Raw genomic sequence first — 20,508 nt, 5'->3', positions numbered from 1 at the left:
TAACAGAAAACGCCTCTTGCCGGATCTGCGCAAGAGGCGGCATGGCGCTTAGTCTTCCGCCGCGTAGCCCTGCTGAGGCAGTTTAACGCCGTCCAGCCAGGCGGCGTTATCGCGCATTTGCAGACGGCCTTCAACAAACCAGCTCACCACCAGCGGGTAGATGGCGTGCTCCTGCGCCTGAACGCGTGCCGTGACATCCGCTTCGTCATCGCCGTCAAACACCGGCACTTTGGCCTGCAGAATCACCGGACCACCGTCCAGTTCATCGGTGACAAAATGCACCGAGGTGCCGTGCTCGTCATCACCGTTTTCCAGTACCTGACGATGGGTATATAACCCAGGGTATTTCGGCAGCAGGGAAGGGTGAATATTGAGCAGGCGGCCCTGATAGTGGGCGACAAATTCCGGACTCAGAATACGCATATAGCCCGCCAGCACGACGACATCCGGCGCGTAAATATCAATTTCGCGGATCAGCTCACGGTCGAACGCTTCGCGGCTGGCGAACTGGCTGGCTTCCAGCGCGTGGGCAGGGATATCAGCCTCGCGGGCGCGTTCAAGGCCGAACGCATCGGCCTTATTGCTGAACACGGCACGCAGCGTGCCGTTGATTTTTCCCTGCTGACATCCGTCAATAATGGCCTGCAAATTACTTCCGTTGCCGGAAATAAGGACAACAATGTTCTTCATTACTCAATGACCACACGCTGTTCAGAATCGGCGTTTTTGATATAGCCGATTTTCCACGCGTTTTCACCTTTTGCGTTTAACAGCGCTACGGCGTTATCCGCCTGATCCGCAGGCAGCGCGATGACCATGCCCACGCCGCAGTTAAAGGTACGGTACATTTCGTGACGGCTGACGTTGCCGTTCGCCTGCAGCCAGTGGAACACCGCCGGCCACTGCCATGACGATTCGTCGATCACCGCCTGGGTGTTTTCCGGCAGCACGCGCGGAATATTTTCCCAGAAACCGCCGCCGGTCAGGTGGGCGATAGCGTGAACGTCAACCTGCTCAATCAGCTCCAGCACCGGCTTCACGTAGATGCGGGTCGGGGCCAGCAGGTGATCGGCCAGCGGCTGACCATCGAGCTGCGTGGTCTGCGGGTTGGCGCCACTCACTTCCAGAATCTTACGCACCAGCGAATAACCGTTGGAGTGCGGGCCGCTGGAGGCCAGCGCCACTAACACATCGCCATCGGCGACGTTGGAACCGTCGATGATCTCTGCTTTTTCCACCACGCCGACGCAGAAACCGGCCACATCGTAATCATCGCCGTGATACATGCCCGGCATTTCTGCGGTTTCGCCGCCGACCAGCGCACAGCCGGACTGCAGACAGCCTTCGGCGATGCCGTTGATCACGCTGGCCGCGGTGTCGACATCCAGTTTACCGGTGGCGTAGTAATCGAGGAAAAACAGCGGCTCAGCGCCCTGTACGACCAGATCGTTCACACACATGGCGACCAGGTCGATGCCGATAGTGTCGTGGCGTTTCAGATCCATCGCCAGACGCAGCTTGGTGCCCACGCCGTCGGTGCCGGAAACCAGTACCGGTTCGCGGTATTTCTGCGGCAGCGCACAGAGCGCGCCAAAGCCGCCGAGCCCTCCCATGACCTCCGGGCGGCGGGTTTTCTTTACCGTGCCCTTAATTCGGTCGACCAGAGCGTTACCAGCGTCAATATCAACACCGGCATCTTTGTAGCTAAGAGAGGTTTTGTCGGTCACAGCGAAATCTCCGCGCGTTTGCTTGCGATAGAAGTAAAAAACGGCGCCATTCTTCTATCAGCCAAAGCAAACGTTTGCGAGCCTGCTTTACGTTCATTTTTTATCGGCTGCGTTTTCCGCCGTTACGCTGGCTTAACTTGATACTGTTCACGAAAATGAAACCGGGTACATTCTTATTCTTGCATCATATTGCTGGCTTGCACATCATTCACTGAAACCGGTTTCTGTGATGTAAAAAGTGAGGGAAAGCGAATGTCTGGATTCAAAGCAGGATTCTTATGGGGTGGCGCGGTCGCGGCGCATCAGCTGGAAGGGGGCTGGCAGGAAGGCGGTAAAGGCGTCAGCGTGGCGGACGTGATGACCGCAGGGGCACACGGCGTGCCGCGAGAGATCACCGCAGGCGTGTTGCCGGGCAAAAATTACCCAAACCATGAGGCGATCGACTTTTATCATCGCTACAAAGACGACATCAAACTCTTTGCGGAACTGGGCTTCAAATGTTTCCGCACCTCCATTGCCTGGACGCGCATTTTCCCCAACGGCGACGAACAAACGCCGAATGAAGCGGGCCTGCAGTTTTATGACGATCTGTTCGATGAGTGCCTGAAATATGGCATCGAGCCGGTGGTGACGCTGTCGCACTTCGAAATGCCGTATCACCTGGTGACCGAGTACGGCGGCTGGCGCAACCGTAAATTAATCGACTTCTTTGTGCGTTTCGCGAAAGTGGCGTTTGAACGCTACCAGCACAAAGTGAAGTACTGGATGACCTTCAACGAAATCAACAACCAGGCCAACTTCCACGAAGACTTCGCGCCGTTCACCAATTCCGGTCTGAAATACCAGCCGAATGAAGATCGTGAGCCGGTGATGTATCAGGCCGCGCACTACGAGCTGGTGGCCAGTGCGCTGGCGGTGAAAGCGGCGCGAGAGATTAATCCGTCACTGCAGATTGGTTGCATGATCGCCATGTGCCCGGTCTACCCGCTGACCTGCGCGCCGGATGATATGATGATGGCGATGAACGCCATGCATCGCCGCTACTGGTTTACCGATGTGCACGTGCGCGGAAAATACCCGCAGCACCTGCTGAACTACTTTGCCCGCCGCGGTTTCGAACTGGATATCACCGATGCCGATCGCGCGGCGCTGGCTCAGGGCTGCGTGGATTACATTGGCTTCAGCTATTACATGTCTTTCGCCACCAAAGCCACGGCGGATAATCCGCGTTTCGACTATGACGAAACCCAAAGTCTGGTCTCTAACCCGTACGTACAGAAGTCCGACTGGGGCTGGCAGATTGACCCGGTGGGCCTGCGCTATTCACTGAACTGGTTCTGGGATCACTATCAACTGCCGTTGTTCATTGTTGAAAACGGCTTTGGTGCTATCGATGTGCAGGAAAGCGATGGTTCGGTGAACGATCAGTACCGCATTGATTACCTGGCCGCCCATATCCGCGAAATGAAAAAAGCGGTGGAAGAGGATGGCGTGGACCTGATGGGCTACACGCCATGGGGCTGCATTGACCTGGTCTCTGCGGGTACCGGTGAAATGAAAAAACGCTACGGCTTTATCTACGTCGATAAAGACAACGACGGGAAGGGCACGCTGGCACGCAGCAAGAAAAAATCCTTCGGCTGGTATCAACAGGTGATCGCCAGCAACGGCGAAAACCTCTAAGTTCACAGTTCCTCTTTTTAAGCCTCGCGATCGCGGGGCTTATTTTTTCCTTTAATTTATAATCAGTAACAACCTGTTAAACCCTTTGCTTGATCGTCGTCAAGCATTGTGGGTATGGCATTAACGGCAAAAAGCGTTATAATCCCGCGATTTTTTTTGCGGCTGCCACTTCAGAGGAGAATGAGAATGAAGATTGTGGAAGTGAAACATCCACTCGTCAAACACAAGCTGGGCCTGATGCGAGAGCATGACATCAGCACTAAACGCTTTCGTGAACTGGCCTCTGAAGTCGGCAGCTTACTGACTTATGAAGCGACCTCCGATCTGGCAACCGAAAAAGTGACTATCGAAGGCTGGAACGGCCCGGTAGAAGTTGAGCAGATCAAAGGTAAGAAAATCACTGTCGTGCCTATCCTGCGTGCGGGTCTGGGCATGATGGAAGGTGTGCTGGAACACGTGCCGAGCGCGCGCATCAGCGTGGTGGGTATCTACCGTAACGAAGAGACGCTGGAGCCGGTTCCGTATTTCCAGAAGCTGGTTTCCAACATCGACGAGCGCATGGCGCTGGTCGTTGACCCGATGCTGGCGACCGGTGGCTCCATGATCGCCACCATCGACCTGCTGAAAAAAGCGGGCTGCAACAGCATCAAGGTGCTGGTGCTGGTGGCCGCGCCGGAAGGTCTGGCTGCGCTGGAAAAAGCGCACCCGGACGTGGAGCTGTACACCGCATCGATTGACCAGGGATTGAATGAGCACGGATACATCATCCCGGGGCTCGGCGATGCCGGTGATAAGATTTTTGGTACGAAATAATGAGATAGCGATAAAAAAGCCGACTTTGATAGTCGGCTTTTTTTTGAATACAACAACACACGACCTATAACAACATTTGAGGAAAACACTATGACGCGCCGTGCTATCGGGGTTAGTGAAAGACCACCGCTTTTGCAGACCATCCCGCTTAGTTTGCAGCACTTGTTCGCGATGTTTGGCGCAACCGTGCTGGTGCCAATCCTGTTCCACATTAACCCGGCCACCGTGCTGCTATTTAACGGTATCGGGACACTGCTGTATCTCTTTATCTGTAAAGGCAAAATTCCGGCCTATCTCGGCTCGAGCTTCGCCTTTATTTCGCCGGTGCTGCTGCTGTTGCCGCTGGGGTATGAAGTGGCGCTGGGCGGTTTCATTATGTGCGGCGTGCTGTTCTGCATCGTCTCTTTCATCGTGAAGAAAGCCGGTACCGGCTGGCTGGATGTGATGTTCCCACCGGCAGCGATGGGGGCTATCGTTGCCGTTATCGGTCTGGAGCTGGCAGGCGTTGCGGCAAACATGGCCGGTCTGCTTCCGCCAGAAGGGCAAGCGGCGGATTCTAAAACCGTCATCATCTCGCTGGTGACGCTGGCGGTCACGGTGTTTGGCTCCGTACTGTTCCGCGGTTTTATGGCGATTATCCCGATCCTGATCGGCGTGCTGGCNACGCGCTCTCCTTCGCGATGGGCGTTGTGGATACTACGCCCATTGCCGAGGCGCACTGGTTCGCACTGCCGACTTTCTATACTCCGCGCTTTGAATGGTTCGCCATTTTCACCATCCTGCCTGCAGCGCTGGTGGTTATCGCTGAGCACGTGGGTCACCTGGTGGTGACGGCAAATATCATTAAGCGTGACCTGATCCGCGATCCGGGTCTGCATCGTTCGATGTTCGCCAACGGCCTGTCGACGGTGATTTCTGGCTTCTTCGGCTCGACGCCAAACACCACTTACGGCGAAAACATTGGCGTAATGGCGATTACCCGCGTCTACAGTACCTGGGTTATCGGCGGCGCGGCGGTAATTGCAATCCTGCTTTCCTGCGTCGGCAAACTGGCGGCGGCGATCCAGATTATCCCGGTACCGGTAATGGGCGGCGTGTCGCTGCTGCTGTACGGGGTGATTGGCGCATCCGGTATCCGCGTGCTGATCGAATCGAAAGTGGATTACAGCAAAGCGCAGAACCTGATCCTGACTTCCGTTATTCTGATCATCGGCGTCAGCGGCGCGAAAGTGCACATCGGCGCGGCTGAACTGAAAGGCATGGCGCTGGCAACCATCGTCGGCATCTGTCTGAGCCTGATCTTCAAGCTTATCAGCGTCCTGCGCCCGGAAGAGGTCGTTCTGGATGCTGCAGACAGCGAAGACGTGAAATCGTGATCCTGTGACCGGGCGGAGGATCCGCCCGGTTCTCTCCGTTCCGGTTACGTGCTAAACTCGTTGCCGATTTTAGGTCGTAGTTTGTTGAGGTCTCTCTGAACGCACCGGCACAGCTCTCTTTGCCACTCTATCTCCCTGACGATGAAACTTTTGCGAGTTTCTGGCCGGGGGACAACCCCTCTTTTCTCGCCGCGTTGCAAAACGTTTTGCGCCAGGATCACAGCGGATATCTCTATTTCTGGTCACGCGAAGGCGCGGGGCGCAGCCATCTGCTGCATGCCGCCTGTGCGGAACTCTCCCAGCGTGGTGAAGCCGTGGGCTATGTGCCGCTGGATAAGCGCACCTGGTTTGTGCCGGAAGTGCTGGAGGGGATGGAGCATCTGTCGCTGGTATGCATCGACAATATCGAGTGCGTCGCCGGGGATGAACCCTGGGAAATGGCGATCTTCAACCTCTACAACCGCATTCTGGAATCCGGCAAAACGCGACTGCTGATCACCGGCGATCGCCCACCGCGCCAGCTGAATCTGGGGCTGCCGGATCTCGCTTCCCGCCTTGACTGGGGGCAAATCTACAAACTGCAGCCGTTGTCCGATGAAGACAAGCTGCTGGCCTTGCAGCTTCGCGCGCGCCTGCGCGGCTTTGAACTGCCAGAAGACGTGTGCCGTTTTCTGCTCAAGCGACTGGATCGCGAAATGCGCACGCTGTTTATGACGCTGGATCAGCTTGACCGGGCGTCGATCACCGCCCAGCGCAAGCTGACTATTCCGTTCGTCAAAGAGATCCTGAAGCTGTAACTTTTGTAGGCCGGATAAGCAACGCGCCATCCGGCAATATTGCCCGGCGGCGCTTCGCTTGCACGGGCCTACCTCTGCAGATCATTCAGTAAATGCTGTATCAGCAGCGGGATTGGCCTTCCCGATGCCACGCTTTTTCCTCCTTCACGCCACAACGCCGTGCCGCTGATGTCCAGATGCGCCCACGGGATCGCCGGCGGGCAAAAATAATGCAACAGCCACGCCGCCGAGGCGCTGATCGCCGCGTTATTGCCCGGCGTGTTACACAGATCGGCGATGGCGCTTTCGGTCTGCTTTTTCAGCCGCGCATCGAGCGGCAACGACCATACCTCATCGCCAGACTGTTTTCCTGCGGCTGTCAGCGCCGCGCGCAGCGGTTCATCCTGCGTCATCAGACCGCTTAGCTCATAACCCAGCGCTTTGACTACCGCGCCAGTCAGCGTCGCCATGTCGATGATATAACGCGTCTGCGGATGCCGCTGGCTGGCCCAGGCGATGGCGTCCGCCAGCACCAGACGCCCTTCGGCATCGGTGTTATTGATCTCCACGGTCAGGCCGTTGCAGGCGCGCGCTACGCTGCCCGGCTGCATGGCGTTGGGGCCGATGGCGTTTTCCGCCAGCGCCAGAACGCCCATCACCCTGACCGGCAACGCCAGCGCTGCGATGCTCAGCATCAACCCCAGCACATTCGCCGCGCCGCACATATCATATTTCATGGTGTACATGCCCGCGCCCTCTTTCAGCCACAGCCCGCCGGTATCAAAGGTGATCCCTTTANNAATGGCGAGCAGGCGAGGCGGGCGCGCTGAACCTTTCCCCACCGCATGCAGCAGCCCAAGCCCTTGCTCAACGATGGCGTTTTCGTCCAGCACGTCGCAGCGCAGGGCAGGGATGTTGGCGCACAGGCGCTGCGCTTCTTCCACCACAAACTGCGGCGTACACTGTTCTGAAGGGAGATCCGCGAGCCTGCGTGCCGCCACCATGCCGTGCGAAATGGCCTGCTGCTGGCGAAGCTGCGTTTTCAGCGTCGCGCTCTGTTCCGGCTGGCACCAGACGTCGATCTGCTGCAGACGAACGGCATCCGGCTGCGGTGCACGCAGCCCCAGATCCATCAGGCTATGTTCAAGATTAAAAAGATAACGCAGCGNNACCCCGGTGCTTCTGCTGCCGCGTCCAGCAACAGGCGAGCGCTGGCGGGTGTGTTGAACAACGGGCGCAGCGCCTGGGTCAGCGCATCGCCGTCCAGCCAGAATTTCAGCGGAATCAGCGTAATACGGGTAAAAGGTGCGCAACCAAAGACGGTATCTGCGACGCTGTTTTCCGCGCAGGCGGCCATTTCACTCAGAATGCCGCACGCGCTGACTTGCGGATCGGCAAGCAGCGGGCTGCCGGGCCAGGTCACCAGATGGCTGCCTTCGGCGTGACTGTCCAGGCGATTGATGATGCGATAATCCAGCATGGGTTACTCCTCGATGGGGGCTCGAATACGCGCGGCGTAGGCCTGCATCCATTCGTCGTCCACCGGTTGATAATGCGTCTTTTCGCGGATGCGCTCGGCGCGAAATACCGTCAACGGCTGCGTGGCGGTGGCGACCACAAAAGAAAACGTTTTGATGTTAGTGGCGGCACCAAATTCGCCGTTGCGGTTCATGCACACCACCGACAGATCTCCGGCGCGGCCAAAGCGCGACATCAGCTTGTCTTCCAGCTCGCACACCACCGAATCCGCGGCCTGCTGTGGAGTCATGCCCTGCGCCATCCGACGAACGATTTCGTAGCTGGCGCAGCCTTTCATCAGATCTTCCCCCACGCCGGTGGCGGTTGCCGCGCCGGTTTCGCTGTCGCAGTAAAACCCGGAACCGATGACTGGCGAGTCGCCAAGGCGCCCACGTTTTTTCATAAACAGGCCGCTGGTGGAAGTGGCGACGCTCATCGAGTGATGAGTATCAAGGCCAATAATGCCGACGGTGTCGTGACCGTCATACGGACTGAGCCCTTTATCGAGCGTTTCCCGGCATCGTTTGCGGTAATGCTGCATGGCGCGTTCGGTGAGCATCTCTTTCGCCGCAAAGCCCTGGCTGAGCGCCCATTCGCGTGCGCCCTGGCCGACCAGCACGCTGTTATAGCGCTGGCGGCTGAGGGCGTGGGCGACTTTCACCGGGTTGGCGATATCCACCAAATTGCCCACCGCGCCGAACGCCAGCGTGTCGCCATCCATAAAGGCGGCGTCCAGCTCCACCTCACCGTTTTCGGTAGGCAACCCGCCGTAGCCCACCGATTTATAAAACGGAAAATCTTCAACCGCCGCAACGGCGTCAACAACGGCGCCCGGGGCCGCTTTCCCTGCTGCCAGCGCAGCCGCCGACGCGGTCACGCCTTCCAGTGCCATTCGCCAGGTGGCGATAATTCCCCACATCGTTTACTCCTGTTTTGCCAGCGTGTTATCCGCGGCTGCGGATGACGTTATTTCTGCAGCGCGATACTGCTTGTCGACAATACGCATGAATGGCAGGTAAAGCATGGCACCGATCAGCAGATTGAGGATCTGCATCACACTGCCGCTCAGGTGTCCGGTGACGATAAATCCGCTGATCACCGGCGGCAGCGTCCACGGAATAAACACCCCGGTGGTTACTGCCACCGCGCCCACTTTCATCGCCGCGTACTGGATGGTGACCAGCACCAGCGGCACGAGGTTGAACGGGATCAGCATGATCGGGTTCATGATCACCGGCAGACCAAAAAGAATCGGCTCGTTGATGTTAAAGATGGACGCGCCCGCGCCGAGTCTTGCCACTTCGCGCATGTTTTTGCTGCGGGCAAAAATCAGCATGGCGATCACCAGCGACAGCGTGGCTCCGGCACCGCCCATCCAGATCATGTCGAAAAACTGTTCGGTAATAATGTGCGGCGGAGTGACACCCGCCTGGATCGCGGCGATGTTATCGGTCTGATTTTCCATCCATAGCGGACGGATAATGCCGTTGATCATCGAGCCGGAGTTGATCCCGACCGACCACAGTATGGTAATGCTGAACACCGTCATCAGCGCGCCGAAATAGGAAGTGCCGTAATGGCGCACCGGCGTGGCGACCACCTCATAGATAAACTGGTGGATGGTGGTGTAGTGGGTGTTCTCAAAGGCGATGCGAATGATCAGCACCAGAATCATCACCACCAGCGCCGGGATTAACGCCGCGAAGGATTCCTGTACCGCCGGCGGTACGCCATCCGGCATCTTAATCACCAGTTTTTTCCGTTTCAGCCAGCAGAACAGTTCGGTCCAGATCAGCGAGCCGATCATCGACACAAACAGCCCTTTGGTACCGATCCATTCCACCGGGATCACGGTAATGCCGCCGTTTTCCGCCACTTTGATAAACGGCGTCAGGATCAGAAAACAGACCAGCCCCAGAATGCCGCAGGAGATGCGGTCCTCGTTGTAATACTCCGCCAGGCGGAAGGCGACCAGAAAACCGATAAACAGCGACATGGTTGAGAACACCGCGTTAAACGGGATCTCAATAATCGCGCTCCAGCTCTCACCAAAGGCCTGAGACATAAACTGCTGATAGGTCTGATTGGGGAACGAGGAGATAACCAGCAGGATTGACCCGACAATAATAAATGGCATGAATGAAACATAGGCGCCGCGGATGGCGCCAAGATGACGCTGTTGCGCGGTTTTGGCCGCCAGCGGCATCAGTTTTGCTTCAAGAAATCCCAGAACATTGTTCATTGTGAACTCCGTACAAGATCAAGAGACGTTGTGTGTGTTATGTATAGGGATTATCGAAGAAAGCGGCGAGCGGAAAGGTGAAACCGCTCACAATGCATTCGCGTAATTAATATAAATCTCATATGATTGGTTATATCTTTAGCAGGAAACGCTAATGGAAATTAAGCTACATGCCAATGCCACCACCACGCCACGTACCCGGAAATACTTACAGGAATCGGATAAAAGTGACCGAGAACTGGCGAAAGAGCTGGGAATTTCAGTCACTACCGTGCGCCGCTGGCGCAACCGCAGCCAGATCGCCGATCATCACACCACACCGCATGTGATACACAAAGCACTGAGACAAGAGCAGGAGGCATTAATTAACGCCCTGCGGGATGTGCTGCGCGCGCCGCTGGATGAGCTACTGTTTATGGTCAACGAGGGGCTGGGCATTCCGGTTTCCAGGGCGACGCTGAACCGCTATCTGCGTCCGGCGCATAAAGGGCGCAAAGACGGGGTGTTGCAGGGGAAAAAGGCGCTGAAAGCGNGGCCCTGCCGATGGACGACGGCGGCGATCATCATCTGTTGTGGGCGCAGGAGCCGGTCAGCGGCTGGTGTTACGCACGGCTGTTTTCGGGGATCTCACCGGCGCTGGTCAATCACTGGCTGGATGATGCGCTGTCGGCGTGTCCGGCTGAGATTCAATGTATTGAGACAAATCAGGCGAAATGCTTCGCGCTGACGCGCACCGACGTGATGTGCAACGTCGCCGCGCAGACGGAACCGCAGGCAATTCAGATCGGCGTTTCGCTGACGGAACTGATCCCCGCGCTTGATGAACCCGACCGCACGGTGCAGCGGTTGTGTCATTTATGGAATACGGGCAGGGCGCAGAAAAAACTGGGAGAAAAAACGCCGCAGGCTTTTCTGGAAGCGCTGCGGCAGGAAGATTAGTCGAGGATTTCCAGCACCTGTTCCGGCGGGCGGCCAATGCGCGCCTTGCCGTTATGTACCACAATCGGGCGCTCGATCAGTTTCGGGTGTTCCACCATCGCCAGAATCAGCGCCTCTTCCGGCAGGTCAGGATCCATCAGCGCCAGTGAGGTGTAGAGATCTTCTTTCTGGCGGAGCAACTCACGGGCGCTGCGCAGGCCCAGCATTTTGACCAGATTACGCAGCGTCGCCGCATCCGGCGGGGTCTCCAGATAGAGCACCACCTGCGGCTCCACGCCTTTTTCCTTCAGCAGACTCAGCGTCTCGCGGCTTTTGGAACAGCGCGGGTTGTGATAAATCGTGACGGCGTCAGACATCATTACTCCTTACATTTTGGTGTACGGACGGAAGCGTTCCTGCAACTGTCGGAACTGATCGATGCGCGCATCGTAGCGTGCCTGTTGCAGACTTCCGAGTTTCACCTGCGAGCTGGCGCTGCTCAGCAGGGAAATGGCTTGATCAAGACGTCCCACCAGCGCCATGTTTTCTGCGCGCGCGGCCAGTTCCTGATCGCGATTGCCCAGCGCGGCTTCCGCCTGCGCCAGTAAATCCCAGCCGTTGGTGTCGTCTTTATTGTTAAAAGTATAGCGGTTGAGCAGGGTCGCGGCTTCACCCGGCTGGCCCGCTTCCAGATAGGCGTTGGCGAGGTTCAGCTGCAATACCGGGTTATTGCGCAAATCGCGGGCATTTTTCAGGCGATTAATGGCGTCGCCGGTTTTTTTCTGCCCGAGATCGATATCGGTCGCCAGATCGAGATACCAGGGATTTTGCCCCTCGGCGCTCAACAGCGGCTGCAGCAGTTTGCTCGCCTCGGCATAATTATTGGTGCCCATTGCCTGTAGCGCGCGGCCATACTGCGCGGCACGCTGCTCGCGCACGTTGCCTTTCGCCCAGTTATCGAGGAGATCGCTGGTGAGCTGGTTTTTCCCGGAGTTGTACATGCCGAGCGTTCTCGCTTTCGCCATGTAGAAATCTTCCGACGACTGCACCACGACCGGGCGCATCTGGTTGGCGCGGTTACGCGCATCCGCCAGACGGCTTTCCGGCAACGGGTGCGTCAGCAGCATTTCCGGCGGGCGTGACGAATAGCGGGACTGGTCAAGCAGTTTTTCCATAAACGACGGCATGGACTGGGGATCGAACCCGGAGCGTTGCAGCACCTGAATGCCGATGCGATCCGCTTCTTCTTCGTTCTGACGGGTAAAGCTGATCATTCCCTGTTGGGTGCCTGCCAGCGTCCCGGTTAACGCCGCCATCCCGGCCTGCGGGTTGGCCATCGCCAGTAAAATGGAGCCCAGTGCACCGACCCAGGTCAGGGGGGCGTTGCGCTTCTGGTCTTCCATCGCGCGCGCCAGGTGGCGCTGTGTGACGTGGGAGATTTCGTGTGCCATCACCGACGCCAGTTCGCTTTCGGTATCAGCATAGCGAAACAGGGCGGAGTGCAGCACCACGTTACCGCCGAAGAAGGCGAAGGCGTTCAGTTCGTCGTTGTTAATCAGAAAAAAATGGAAGGGCGTCCGTACGGAGTACGCGTGCGACACCAGCCGCGTGCCGAGGCTATTAATATATTGCGTTAACAGCGGGTCGTTGATCAGCGGCGCGCTGCCGCGCAGCTGGCGCACATAATAATCTCCCATCTGCATCTCCTGGCCAATGGAGAGCGTGCTTCCTGCGGAGGTGCCCATGTCCGGCAACGAATCTGCAGAGTCTGCAAAAGCGGGCAGACATTGACCCAGCGTCAGAGACGCTATCAGGGTCGCCACCAGCGTCTTTCTCAACTGCGTGAACATAACCTCAATCCTGTAATGTGGGATGTGCCTGTTTGACCGGTGCGAAGCGTGATTGTTCCACCGTTATTTGTTATGCGAGTTTAGCTTTCCGACGGGCGGTTGGAAATCTTCTTTCCGGGTCTTTTATTGTTTGCTGAATCGGTATTAAAAAGCGGAGTCTTTTCTGTGACATTTCGATACAATTCACGATCTGCAATCCCGCAACGCGTCCTAAGAAGGATTTTATGCTTGAGTTGTTAATGCAGTGGTACCGCCGCCGCTTCAGCGATCCGGAGGCGATTGCGCTGCTGGTCATCCTGCTGGCAGGGTTTGTGATCCTGTTCTTCTTCAACGGTCTTTTAGCGCCGCTGCTGGTCGCCATCGTACTGGCGTATCTGCTGGAATGGCCAACGATCAGACTCGAGCGCATTGGCTGCTCGCGACGCTGGGCGACAACCATCGTGCTGGTGCTGTTTGTCGGCATTCTACTGTTGCTGGCGCTGGTGGTGATGCCGATTGCCTGGCAACAGGGCATCAACCTGATCCGCGACATGCCGGGGATGCTCAATCAACTGATGAGCTATGCCGCCACGCTGCCGCGCCGTTTCCCGGCGTTGATGGACGTCGGTATTGTCGATGTCGTGGCGGAGAATATGCGCAGCCGCATGCTGACCCTCGGCGATTCAGTGGTGAAATATTCGCTGGCGTCGCTGGTTGGGTTACTCACGCTCTCCGTTTACCTGGTGCTGGTGCCGCTGATGGTCTTTTTCCTGGTGAAGGATAAAGAGCAGATGCTCAACGCCGTTCGCCGCGTGCTGCCGCGCAATCGCGGTCTGGCCGGGCAGGTGTGGAAAGAGATGAATCAGCAGATCACCAACTACATTCGCGGCAAAGTGTTTGAAATGATTGTGGTCAGTATCGCGACCTGGATTGGCTTTGTGCTGTTCGGGCTCAACTATTCATTGTTGCTGGCGGTGCTGGTCGGTTTTTCTGTACTTATTCCGTACATCGGTATTTTCGTGGTGACGTTCCCGGTGGTGGGCGTGGCGCTGTTCCAGTTTGGTCTCAGTACCGAATTCTGGAGCGTGTTCGCGGTGTATCTGGTTATTCAGGCGCTGGATGGCAACCTGCTGGTGCCGGTGCTGTTCTCGGAAGCCGTAAACCTGCATCCGCTGGTGATTATTCTGTCGGTAGTGATTTTCGGCGGGCTGTGGGGATTCTGGGGCGTCTTCTTTGCGATTCCGCTGGCGACGCTTATCAAAGCCGTCGTTCACGCCTGGCCGGACGGCCCGGTGGTCGAGGAGTAAAGCAAAAAGGCCCGACAGTGTTTGCCGGGCCTTTTATCACGCGTTCTCTTTCAGCCAGTTCAGCACCACGTCGTGGTGGTTGCTGGTTTTGAAGTCATCGAAAACGTGTTCAATTTTGCCGTCTGCATCAAGCAGGAAACTGATGCGGTGGATGCCGTCATAGGTTTTCCCCATGAAGGACTTTTCTCCCCACACGCCAAATTGTTCGCAGACCTGATGGTTTTCATCGGAGAGCAGCGTAAAGTTCAGCAGCTCTTTTTCTGCAAAGCGGGAGAGTTTTTCAGGTTTATCGGTGCTGATGCCCAGCACTTCAACGCCTGCTTTTTTCAGATCATCCATGTTATCGCGCAAACCACACGCCTGGACCGTACAACCTGGTGTCATAGCTTTCGGGTAAAAATAAACCAGAACACGCTGTCCCTGGAAGTCGGTCAAATTTACTTGCTCACCGTCCTGATCGGGCAAGCTAAATTTCGGTGCGATGTCACCGGCTTTCAGTGGGTTCATTACTCAACTCCATCCTGTTCATCATGCTGTGAATAATTGACGATGCTTATACTGCCTTGTGCGTTCAGTTCTGTACATAGCGCTTTGAACGCTTGCTCGATATTTGAGACTTCTTGCGACGCAGGGCTATGAGCCGTAATTTGAATGAATAATTGCGCGGCACTGGCGTTCTCGCCGGGTTGCGTACGGGAAACCAGTTCCGCAATGTTGGTGTTATACGTATCGAATAATGCCGTGAAACGCTCAATGATGTGCGGCGAATCCGGCACCTCTATCTGCACCCAGACCGTGGACGGCAACGCCTGTCGCGGACGTGCGGTGGTGCGTTTCATCACGATCAGCAGATCCAGTTCCGCCCCCTTTAACGGTAATGTTGACTCGATCAGGGTAATGGCATTCCAGCTGCCTGACAGCAGCATGATAAAGGTAAACTCATCGCCAAGCATTGCCAGACGGCTGTCTTCAATATTACAGCCGCAGCTGCTGACATGACGGGTGATTGTATTCACGATACCAGGACGGTCGGCGCCCAGTGCAGTAATCACCAGATAGTGTTGTGATGAGGCTGTCAAACCTGTTCTTCCTGTAAAAGGTGCGGTAATCATAAGGAAAGCATAAAAAAAACCGGCATACAACATTCAGAACGGCTCTGGTCTCTTGCTTTTATTACAGGACCAAACGTACCATTGAAGCTCTTGTCTGCACGTCTGCTCAGAGGATGGCCCATGTTCACGGGAAGTATAGTAGCGGTTATCACGCCGATGGATGAAAAAGGTAATGTCGATCGGCCAAGCCTGAAAAAACTGATTGATTACCATGTCGCCAATGGAACCTCGGCGATCGTTTCGGTGGGAACCACCGGAGAATCCGCCACATTAAGCCACGATGAACATGGCGATGTGGTGATGATGACGCTGGAACTGGCAGACGGGCGTATTCCCGTGATTGCCGGAACGGGCGCTAATGCAACCGCAGAGGCGATCAGCCTGACCCAGCGTTTCAACAACAGCGGCGTCGTTGGCTGCCTGACGGTCACGCCGTACTATAACCGTCCGACGCAGGAAGGGCTGTTCCAGCACTTCAAAACCATCGCCGAGCATACTGACCTGCCGCAAATTCTGTATAATGTGCCGTCGCGTACGGGCTGCGATATGCTGCCTGAGACCGTGGGGCGTCTGGCAGAAGTAAAAAATATTATCGGTATTAAGGAAGCCACCGGGAACTTAAGTCGTGTTCACCAGATCAAAGAGCTGGTTTCAGACGACTTTATCCTGTTGAGTGGTGACGATGCCACCGCGCTGGATTTCATGCAGCTGGGCGGTCAGGGCGTTATTTCGGTAACGGCCAACGTTGCCGCGCGTGACATGGCGGAAATGTGTAAACTGGCCGCTGAAGGGCGGTTTGCCGACGCGCGTGTCATCAACCAGCGTCTGATGCCACTACACAACAAACTATTTGTCGAACCCAATCCGATCCCGGTGAAATGGGCCTGTAAGGAATTGGGACTTGTAGCAACCGATACGCTGCGCCTGCCGATGACGCCGATTACCGACAACGCTCGTCACATCGTCGCAAACGCGCTTAAGCACGCCGGTTTGCTGTAAAGTTTAGGGAGATTTGATGGCTTACTCAGTACAGAAGTCGCGCCTGGCGAAGGTTGCGGGTGTTTCGCTTGTTTTACTCCTTGCGGCCTGCAGCTCTGATTCGCGCTACAAGCGTCAGGTTAGCGGTGATGAATCCTATCTGGAAGCAACACCGCTTGCTGAACTTCATGCGCCTGCCGGTATGATCCTGCCGCTTCAGAACGGCGACTATAACATTCCTGTTGCCCGCGGTAATGGCGCAGTGGGTAAAGCGCTGGACATTCGTCCGCCAGCCCAGCCGCTGGCGCTGGTCAGTGGTGCCCGTACCCAGTACACCGGCGACACGGCCACGCTATTAGTGGAAAGCGGTCGCAGCGGTTCATTGTGGCCGCAGGTGGTGAGCATTCTTCAGGCGAAGAATTACACTATCACCAAACGTGACGACGCCTCGCAGACGCTGAGCACCGACTGGGTTGACTGGAACCGTCTTGATGAAGACGAACAGTACCGCGGTCGCTATCAGATCTCTGTCAAACCGCAGGGTTATCAGCAGGCCGTGGTCGTTAAGCTGATCAACCTCGAGCAGGGTGGCAAACCGGTGGCCGACGCCGCCTCCATGCAGCGCTACAGCACCGAAATGCTGAACGTGATTTCTGCGGGTATCGATCAGAACGCGACCAACGCGCAGAACGCCGCGCAGGGCCGCGATGGCGCCACTTTTGACGTGCAGAGCGCCGCTGATGACACCGGCTTGCCGATGCTGGTGGTTCGCGCACCGTTCAACCAGGTGTGGCAGCGTCTCCCGGCTACGCTTAAGAAAGTGGGCATGGAAGTCACCGACAGCACCCGTTCTCAGGGCAGCATCGCGGTGACCTACAAACCGCTTTCCGACAGCAGCTGGCAGGAACTGGGGGCACGGGATCCGGGTCTCAGCTCCGGTGACTACAAGTTGCAGGTAGGTGACCTCGATAACCGCAGCAGCCTGCAATTCATCGACCCGAAAGGCCATACGCTGACGCAGTCGCAGAATGACGCCCTGGTCGCCGTCTTCCAGGCCGCGTTTAAGTAAAAAATACAGTGAGGCTGGAGAAATCCAGCCTTTTTTCTGTATAGTGACGCAAACGTGTGCGTCGGCAGAAAAACGCCAATTTAATAGCTTTAATCTCACTGGAGTGAAAAAAGATGCAAAAGAAAGCTGAGTTGTATCGCGGCAAAGCGAAAACCGTTTACAGCACGGAAAATCCGGATCTGTTGGTGCTCGAATTCCGTAACGATACGTCAGCAGGGGATGGCGCGCGCATCGAACAGTTTGACCGTAAAGGGATGGTGAACAATAAATTCAACCATTTCATCATGACCAAACTGGAAGCGGCGGGCATCCCGACTCAGATGGAGGCTCTGCTGTCTGATACCGAATGTCTGGTGAAAAAACTCGAGATGGTGCCGGTCGAATGCGTGGTGCGTAACCGTGCCGCAGGTTCACTGGTGAAGCGTCTGGGCATTGAAGAGGGTATCGAACTGAATCCGCCGTTGTTCGATATGTTCCTGAAAAACGATGCCATGCACGACCCGATGGTGAACGAGTCCTACTGCGAGACTTTCGGCTGGGTCAGCAAAGAAAATCTGGCGCAGATGAAAGCGCTGACGTATAAAGCCAACGATGTGCTGAAAAAACTGTTCGATGACGCCGGCCTGATTCTGGTCGACTTTAAACTGGAGTTTGGTCTGTACAAAGGGCAGGTGGTGCTGGGCGACGAATTCTCACCGGATGGCAGCCGTCTGTGGGACAAAGAAACGCTGGATAAAATGGACAAAGACCGTTTCCGCCAGAGCCTTGGTGGGCTGATTGAAGCCTACGAAGAAGTGGCGCACCGTCTTGGCGTGAAGCTGGACTAACCCCTCCCGCCCGAAACTCAGAGGAGATTAATCCATCCTCTGAGTTTTCTCGTTTCGTTTCCTATGGTAATCCTCCTCCGAACCGCCTACGATCTTATCTATTATCAATAAAGAGTTTGAGGTTGTTATGCGCTGGCAAGGTCGTCGCGAAAGCGACAATGTTGAAGACAGAAGAAGCGATTCCGGTCCATCGATGATGGGCGGGCGCGGGTTCCGTGTTCCCACCGGCAAGGGCGGGATTATTCTGCTGGTGGTGGTGCTCGTCGCCGGCTATTACGGCGTGGATCTTACCGGTCTGCTGACCGGGCAGCCGATTTCCCAGCAGTCCTCGCAGCCCTCCATCAGCCCGAATGATGACGAAGCGGCCAAATTTACCTCGGTGATCCTGGCGACGACGGAAGATACCTGGAGCCAGATCTTCGAGAAGTCGGGCAAGCAGTACCAGCAGCCGCGTCTGGTGATGTACCGCGGCGCAACCCGTACCGGCTGCGGCACGGGGCAATCGGTGATGGGGCCGTTTTACTGCCCGGCGGACAGCACTGTTTATATCGATCTTTCCTTCTACGATGACATGAAAAAGAAACTGGGCGCGGACGGTGATTTCGCTCAGGGGTACGTCATCGCTCATGAAGTGGGTCATCACGTACAGAAACTGCTCGGTATCGAGCCGAAAGTGCGGCAGATGCAGCAGGGCGCGTCGCAGGCGCAGGTGAATCAGCTGTCAGTACGCATGGAGCTGCAGGCGGACTGTTTCGCGGGCGTCTGGGGCCACAGCATGCAGCAGCAGGGTGTGCTTGAAGCGGGCGATCTGGAAGAGGCGCTGAATGCGGCTGAAGCTATCGGTGACGACCGCCTGCAACAGCAGAGCCAGGGCCGCGTGGTGCCGGACAGCTTCACGCATGGCACCTCGCAACAGCGCTATACCTGGTTCAAACGCGGCTATGACGGCGGCGACCCGGCGCAATGTAACACCTTCGGCAAAGGTTTCTGATCCCGCTGATGGAGGCGCTCTGCGCACTGACGGCGCGCATGAAACACGAGGGCATTCGTCGTCTGCTGGTCATCAGCGGCGANAACAGCAACTGCCCGGCGACTGGCTGAAGGTCGGGTCGCAGACGTTGCCGGAGCCCTGGTGTCCGCCGAACGCGCTGGCGAAGCTACTCGGCCGCGAGTTTCACCACGCCATGTTTGATGCCCGCCGCGGCTTTGACGTCGCGGCATTTGCCGCGCTTGCTGGCACGCTGCAGGCCGGTAGCTGGCTGGTGCTGCTGACGCCACCGCATGACGTCTGGCCACAACGGCCTGATGAAGACGCGCTTCGCTGGAGTGAATCCGCGCAGCCGTTTCCTGCTCCCCACTTTGTCCATCATTTTTGCCGCACGCTGGCTGACGATCCGCAGACCATAATCTGGCGTCAGGCGCAGTCGCTGACCCTTCCGGCATTTCCCGCCCGCGAGGCATGGCACCCGGCCAACGGCGAGCCAGAAGCGGAACAGGCCGCGATCCTCACACAACTGGCCGACTGCCCGCCGGGCGTGGTGGTGGTAACGGCGGAACGTGGGCGGGGAAAATCGGCGCTGGCAGGGATGCACATTCGCCAGCTTAATGGCACGGCGATCGTCACCGCACCGGCACGTGGCGCGACTGACGTGATGGCCGCCTTTGCCGGTGAGCAATTCCGCTTTATGGCGCCGGATGCGCTGCTCGCGTCGCAGGCGCGCGCAGACTGGCTGATCGTTGATGAAGCCGCGGCAATCCCTTCCCCGGTACTGCAAAAACTGGTAGCGCGCTTCCCACGCGCGCTGCTGACGACGACGGTGCAGGGTTACGAAGGGACGGGGCGTGGTTTTCTGCTGAAATTCTGCGCGCGCTTTCCCCATCTGCGCCAGCTGACGCTTTCTCGCCCGATTCGCTGGGCGCAGGGCTGCCCGCTGGAAGCTATCGTCAGCGAAGCGCTGCTGTTTGCCGATAACAGTCTCACGCGGCTACCTGCGGGTGAACTTGATTACGCCAGCGTGGAGCAGGACGCCTGGCAGACAAACCCGGCGTTACCTGTCGCCATGTATCAGTTGCTGTCCAGCGCGCACTACCGGACGTCACCGCTGGATCTGCGCCGCATGATGGATGCTCCCGGGCAACATTTTGCCTGCGCGCACAGCGATGCGGGGCTGGCGGGGGCGTTGTGGCTGGTCGATGAAGGCGGGCTGAGCGACGCCCTCAGTCGTGCCGTCTGGGCGGGATATCGTCGTCCGCGCGGCAACCTGGTGGCGCAGTCGCTGGCGGCGCATGGTGGGAGTCCGCTGGCTGCAATGCTCATCGGACGGCGCGTTACG

The 20,508-nt window shown here is 57.0% G+C and carries 16 protein-coding genes and 4 pseudogenes; 11 read left to right on the top strand and 9 right to left on the bottom strand.

Annotation, left to right across the window (positions count from 1 at the left end):
• Positions 1–48: 48 nt before the first annotated feature.
• Together purN and purM are read right to left on the bottom strand one after the other, a co-directional pair.
• Positions 49–690, bottom strand: a complete 642-nt coding sequence (purN, locus tag GM30_RS04480; RefSeq protein ID WP_049847658.1) for a phosphoribosylglycinamide formyltransferase — start codon at positions 688–690, stop codon at positions 49–51.
• Complete coding sequence (purM, locus tag GM30_RS04475; RefSeq protein WP_049847657.1) at positions 690–1,727, bottom strand: phosphoribosylformylglycinamidine cyclo-ligase; 1,038 nt, start codon at positions 1,725–1,727, stop codon at positions 690–692. The genes purN and purM overlap by 1 nt, the downstream gene beginning before the upstream one ends.
• A gap of 252 nt (positions 1,728–1,979) precedes the next feature.
• On the opposite strand from purM, the gene GM30_RS04470 reads away from it, so the two are divergent.
• From GM30_RS04470 to GM30_RS04455, 4 genes and pseudogenes are all read left to right on the top strand, one after another.
• The gene (locus GM30_RS04470) at positions 1,980–3,410 is read left to right on the top strand and encodes a 6-phospho-beta-glucosidase (RefSeq protein ID WP_049847656.1); all 1,431 of its coding nucleotides are present in this window, start codon (positions 1,980–1,982) and stop codon (positions 3,408–3,410) included.
• A 186-nt stretch (positions 3,411–3,596) separates the two neighbouring features.
• Positions 3,597–4,223, top strand: coding sequence for a uracil phosphoribosyltransferase (gene upp, locus GM30_RS04465; protein ID WP_049847655.1), 627 nt, complete (start codon positions 3,597–3,599; stop codon positions 4,221–4,223).
• A gap of 90 nt (positions 4,224–4,313) precedes the next feature.
• A pseudogene (gene uraA, locus GM30_RS04460) lies at positions 4,314–5,599 on the top strand (uracil permease).
• A gap of 95 nt (positions 5,600–5,694) precedes the next feature.
• The gene (locus GM30_RS04455) at positions 5,695–6,396 is read left to right on the top strand and encodes a DnaA inactivator Hda (protein WP_072092117.1); all 702 of its coding nucleotides are present in this window, start codon (positions 5,695–5,697) and stop codon (positions 6,394–6,396) included.
• Between the two features lie 68 nt (positions 6,397–6,464).
• Here GM30_RS04455 and GM30_RS04450 read toward each other — a convergent pair.
• From GM30_RS04450 to GM30_RS04440, 3 genes and pseudogenes are all read right to left on the bottom strand, one after another.
• A pseudogene (locus GM30_RS04450) lies at positions 6,465–7,855 on the bottom strand (leucyl aminopeptidase family protein).
• 3 nt (positions 7,856–7,858) lie between these two features.
• Positions 7,859–8,812: a glycosylasparaginase gene (locus GM30_RS04445; protein WP_049847653.1), complete on the bottom strand. Its 954-nt coding sequence runs from the start codon at positions 8,810–8,812 to the stop codon at positions 7,859–7,861.
• A gap of 3 nt (positions 8,813–8,815) precedes the next feature.
• A complete protein-coding gene (locus GM30_RS04440) occupies positions 8,816–10,135 on the bottom strand; it encodes a PTS sugar transporter subunit IIC (RefSeq protein WP_049847652.1) in 1,320 nt (439 codons plus the stop codon).
• 154 nt (positions 10,136–10,289) lie between these two features.
• Here GM30_RS04440 and GM30_RS04435 point away from each other — a divergent pair.
• Positions 10,290–11,074: pseudogene (locus GM30_RS04435) on the top strand (transposase family protein).
• Here the strand turns inward: GM30_RS04435 and arsC are convergent.
• Together arsC and bepA are read right to left on the bottom strand one after the other, a co-directional pair.
• Positions 11,071–11,430, bottom strand: a complete 360-nt coding sequence (gene arsC, locus GM30_RS04430; RefSeq protein WP_049847651.1) for an arsenate reductase (glutaredoxin) — start codon at positions 11,428–11,430, stop codon at positions 11,071–11,073. The pseudogene GM30_RS04435 and the gene arsC sit on opposite strands and share 4 nt — an antisense overlap.
• Before the next feature lie 9 nt (positions 11,431–11,439).
• Positions 11,440–12,903 carry a beta-barrel assembly-enhancing protease gene (gene bepA / locus GM30_RS04425; RefSeq protein WP_049847650.1) on the bottom strand — a complete coding sequence of 488 codons (1,464 nt, stop codon included), beginning with the start codon at positions 12,901–12,903 and terminating at the stop codon, positions 11,440–11,442.
• Between the two features lie 224 nt (positions 12,904–13,127).
• On the opposite strand from bepA, the gene GM30_RS04420 reads away from it, so the two are divergent.
• Positions 13,128–14,189, top strand: coding sequence for an AI-2E family transporter (locus tag GM30_RS04420; RefSeq protein WP_049847649.1), 1,062 nt, complete (start codon positions 13,128–13,130; stop codon positions 14,187–14,189).
• A 36-nt stretch (positions 14,190–14,225) separates the two neighbouring features.
• Here the strand turns inward: GM30_RS04420 and bcp are convergent, their stop codons facing one another.
• Both bcp and GM30_RS04410 read right to left on the bottom strand, forming a co-directional pair.
• Entirely contained in the window at positions 14,226–14,696 is a 471-nt protein-coding gene (gene bcp / locus GM30_RS04415) for a thioredoxin-dependent thiol peroxidase (protein ID WP_049847648.1), read from the bottom strand.
• Positions 14,696–15,268, bottom strand: coding sequence for a glycine cleavage system transcriptional repressor (locus GM30_RS04410; RefSeq protein WP_049847647.1), 573 nt, complete (start codon positions 15,266–15,268; stop codon positions 14,696–14,698). Before GM30_RS04410 ends, bcp begins: the two co-directional genes overlap by 1 nt.
• Before the next feature lie 153 nt (positions 15,269–15,421).
• Here GM30_RS04410 and dapA point away from each other — a divergent pair, with 153 nt between their 5' ends.
• From dapA to GM30_RS04385, 5 genes and pseudogenes are all read left to right on the top strand, one after another.
• Positions 15,422–16,300, top strand: a complete 879-nt coding sequence (dapA, locus tag GM30_RS04405; RefSeq protein ID WP_049847646.1) for a 4-hydroxy-tetrahydrodipicolinate synthase — start codon at positions 15,422–15,424, stop codon at positions 16,298–16,300.
• A 16-nt stretch (positions 16,301–16,316) separates the two neighbouring features.
• Positions 16,317–17,348 carry an outer membrane protein assembly factor BamC gene (bamC, locus tag GM30_RS04400; protein WP_049847645.1) on the top strand — a complete coding sequence of 344 codons (1,032 nt, stop codon included), beginning with the start codon at positions 16,317–16,319 and terminating at the stop codon, positions 17,346–17,348.
• A 113-nt stretch (positions 17,349–17,461) separates the two neighbouring features.
• Complete coding sequence (gene purC, locus GM30_RS04395) at positions 17,462–18,175, top strand: phosphoribosylaminoimidazolesuccinocarboxamide synthase (RefSeq protein WP_049847644.1); 714 nt, start codon at positions 17,462–17,464, stop codon at positions 18,173–18,175.
• Positions 18,176–18,302: 127 nt separating this feature from the next.
• Positions 18,303–19,166, top strand: a complete 864-nt coding sequence (gene ypfJ, locus GM30_RS04390; RefSeq protein ID WP_049847643.1) for a KPN_02809 family neutral zinc metallopeptidase — start codon at positions 18,303–18,305, stop codon at positions 19,164–19,166.
• A gap of 8 nt (positions 19,167–19,174) precedes the next feature.
• Positions 19,175–20,508: pseudogene (locus tag GM30_RS04385) on the top strand (tRNA(Met) cytidine acetyltransferase TmcA); the annotation flags it as partial.

The organism is Trabulsiella odontotermitis (genome assembly GCF_001188485.1).
Classification (GTDB): domain Bacteria; phylum Pseudomonadota; class Gammaproteobacteria; order Enterobacterales; family Enterobacteriaceae; genus Trabulsiella; species Trabulsiella odontotermitis_A.
The sequence above is the reverse complement of the archived record's forward strand: the minus strand, read 5'-3'. Positions and strand labels throughout refer to the sequence as shown.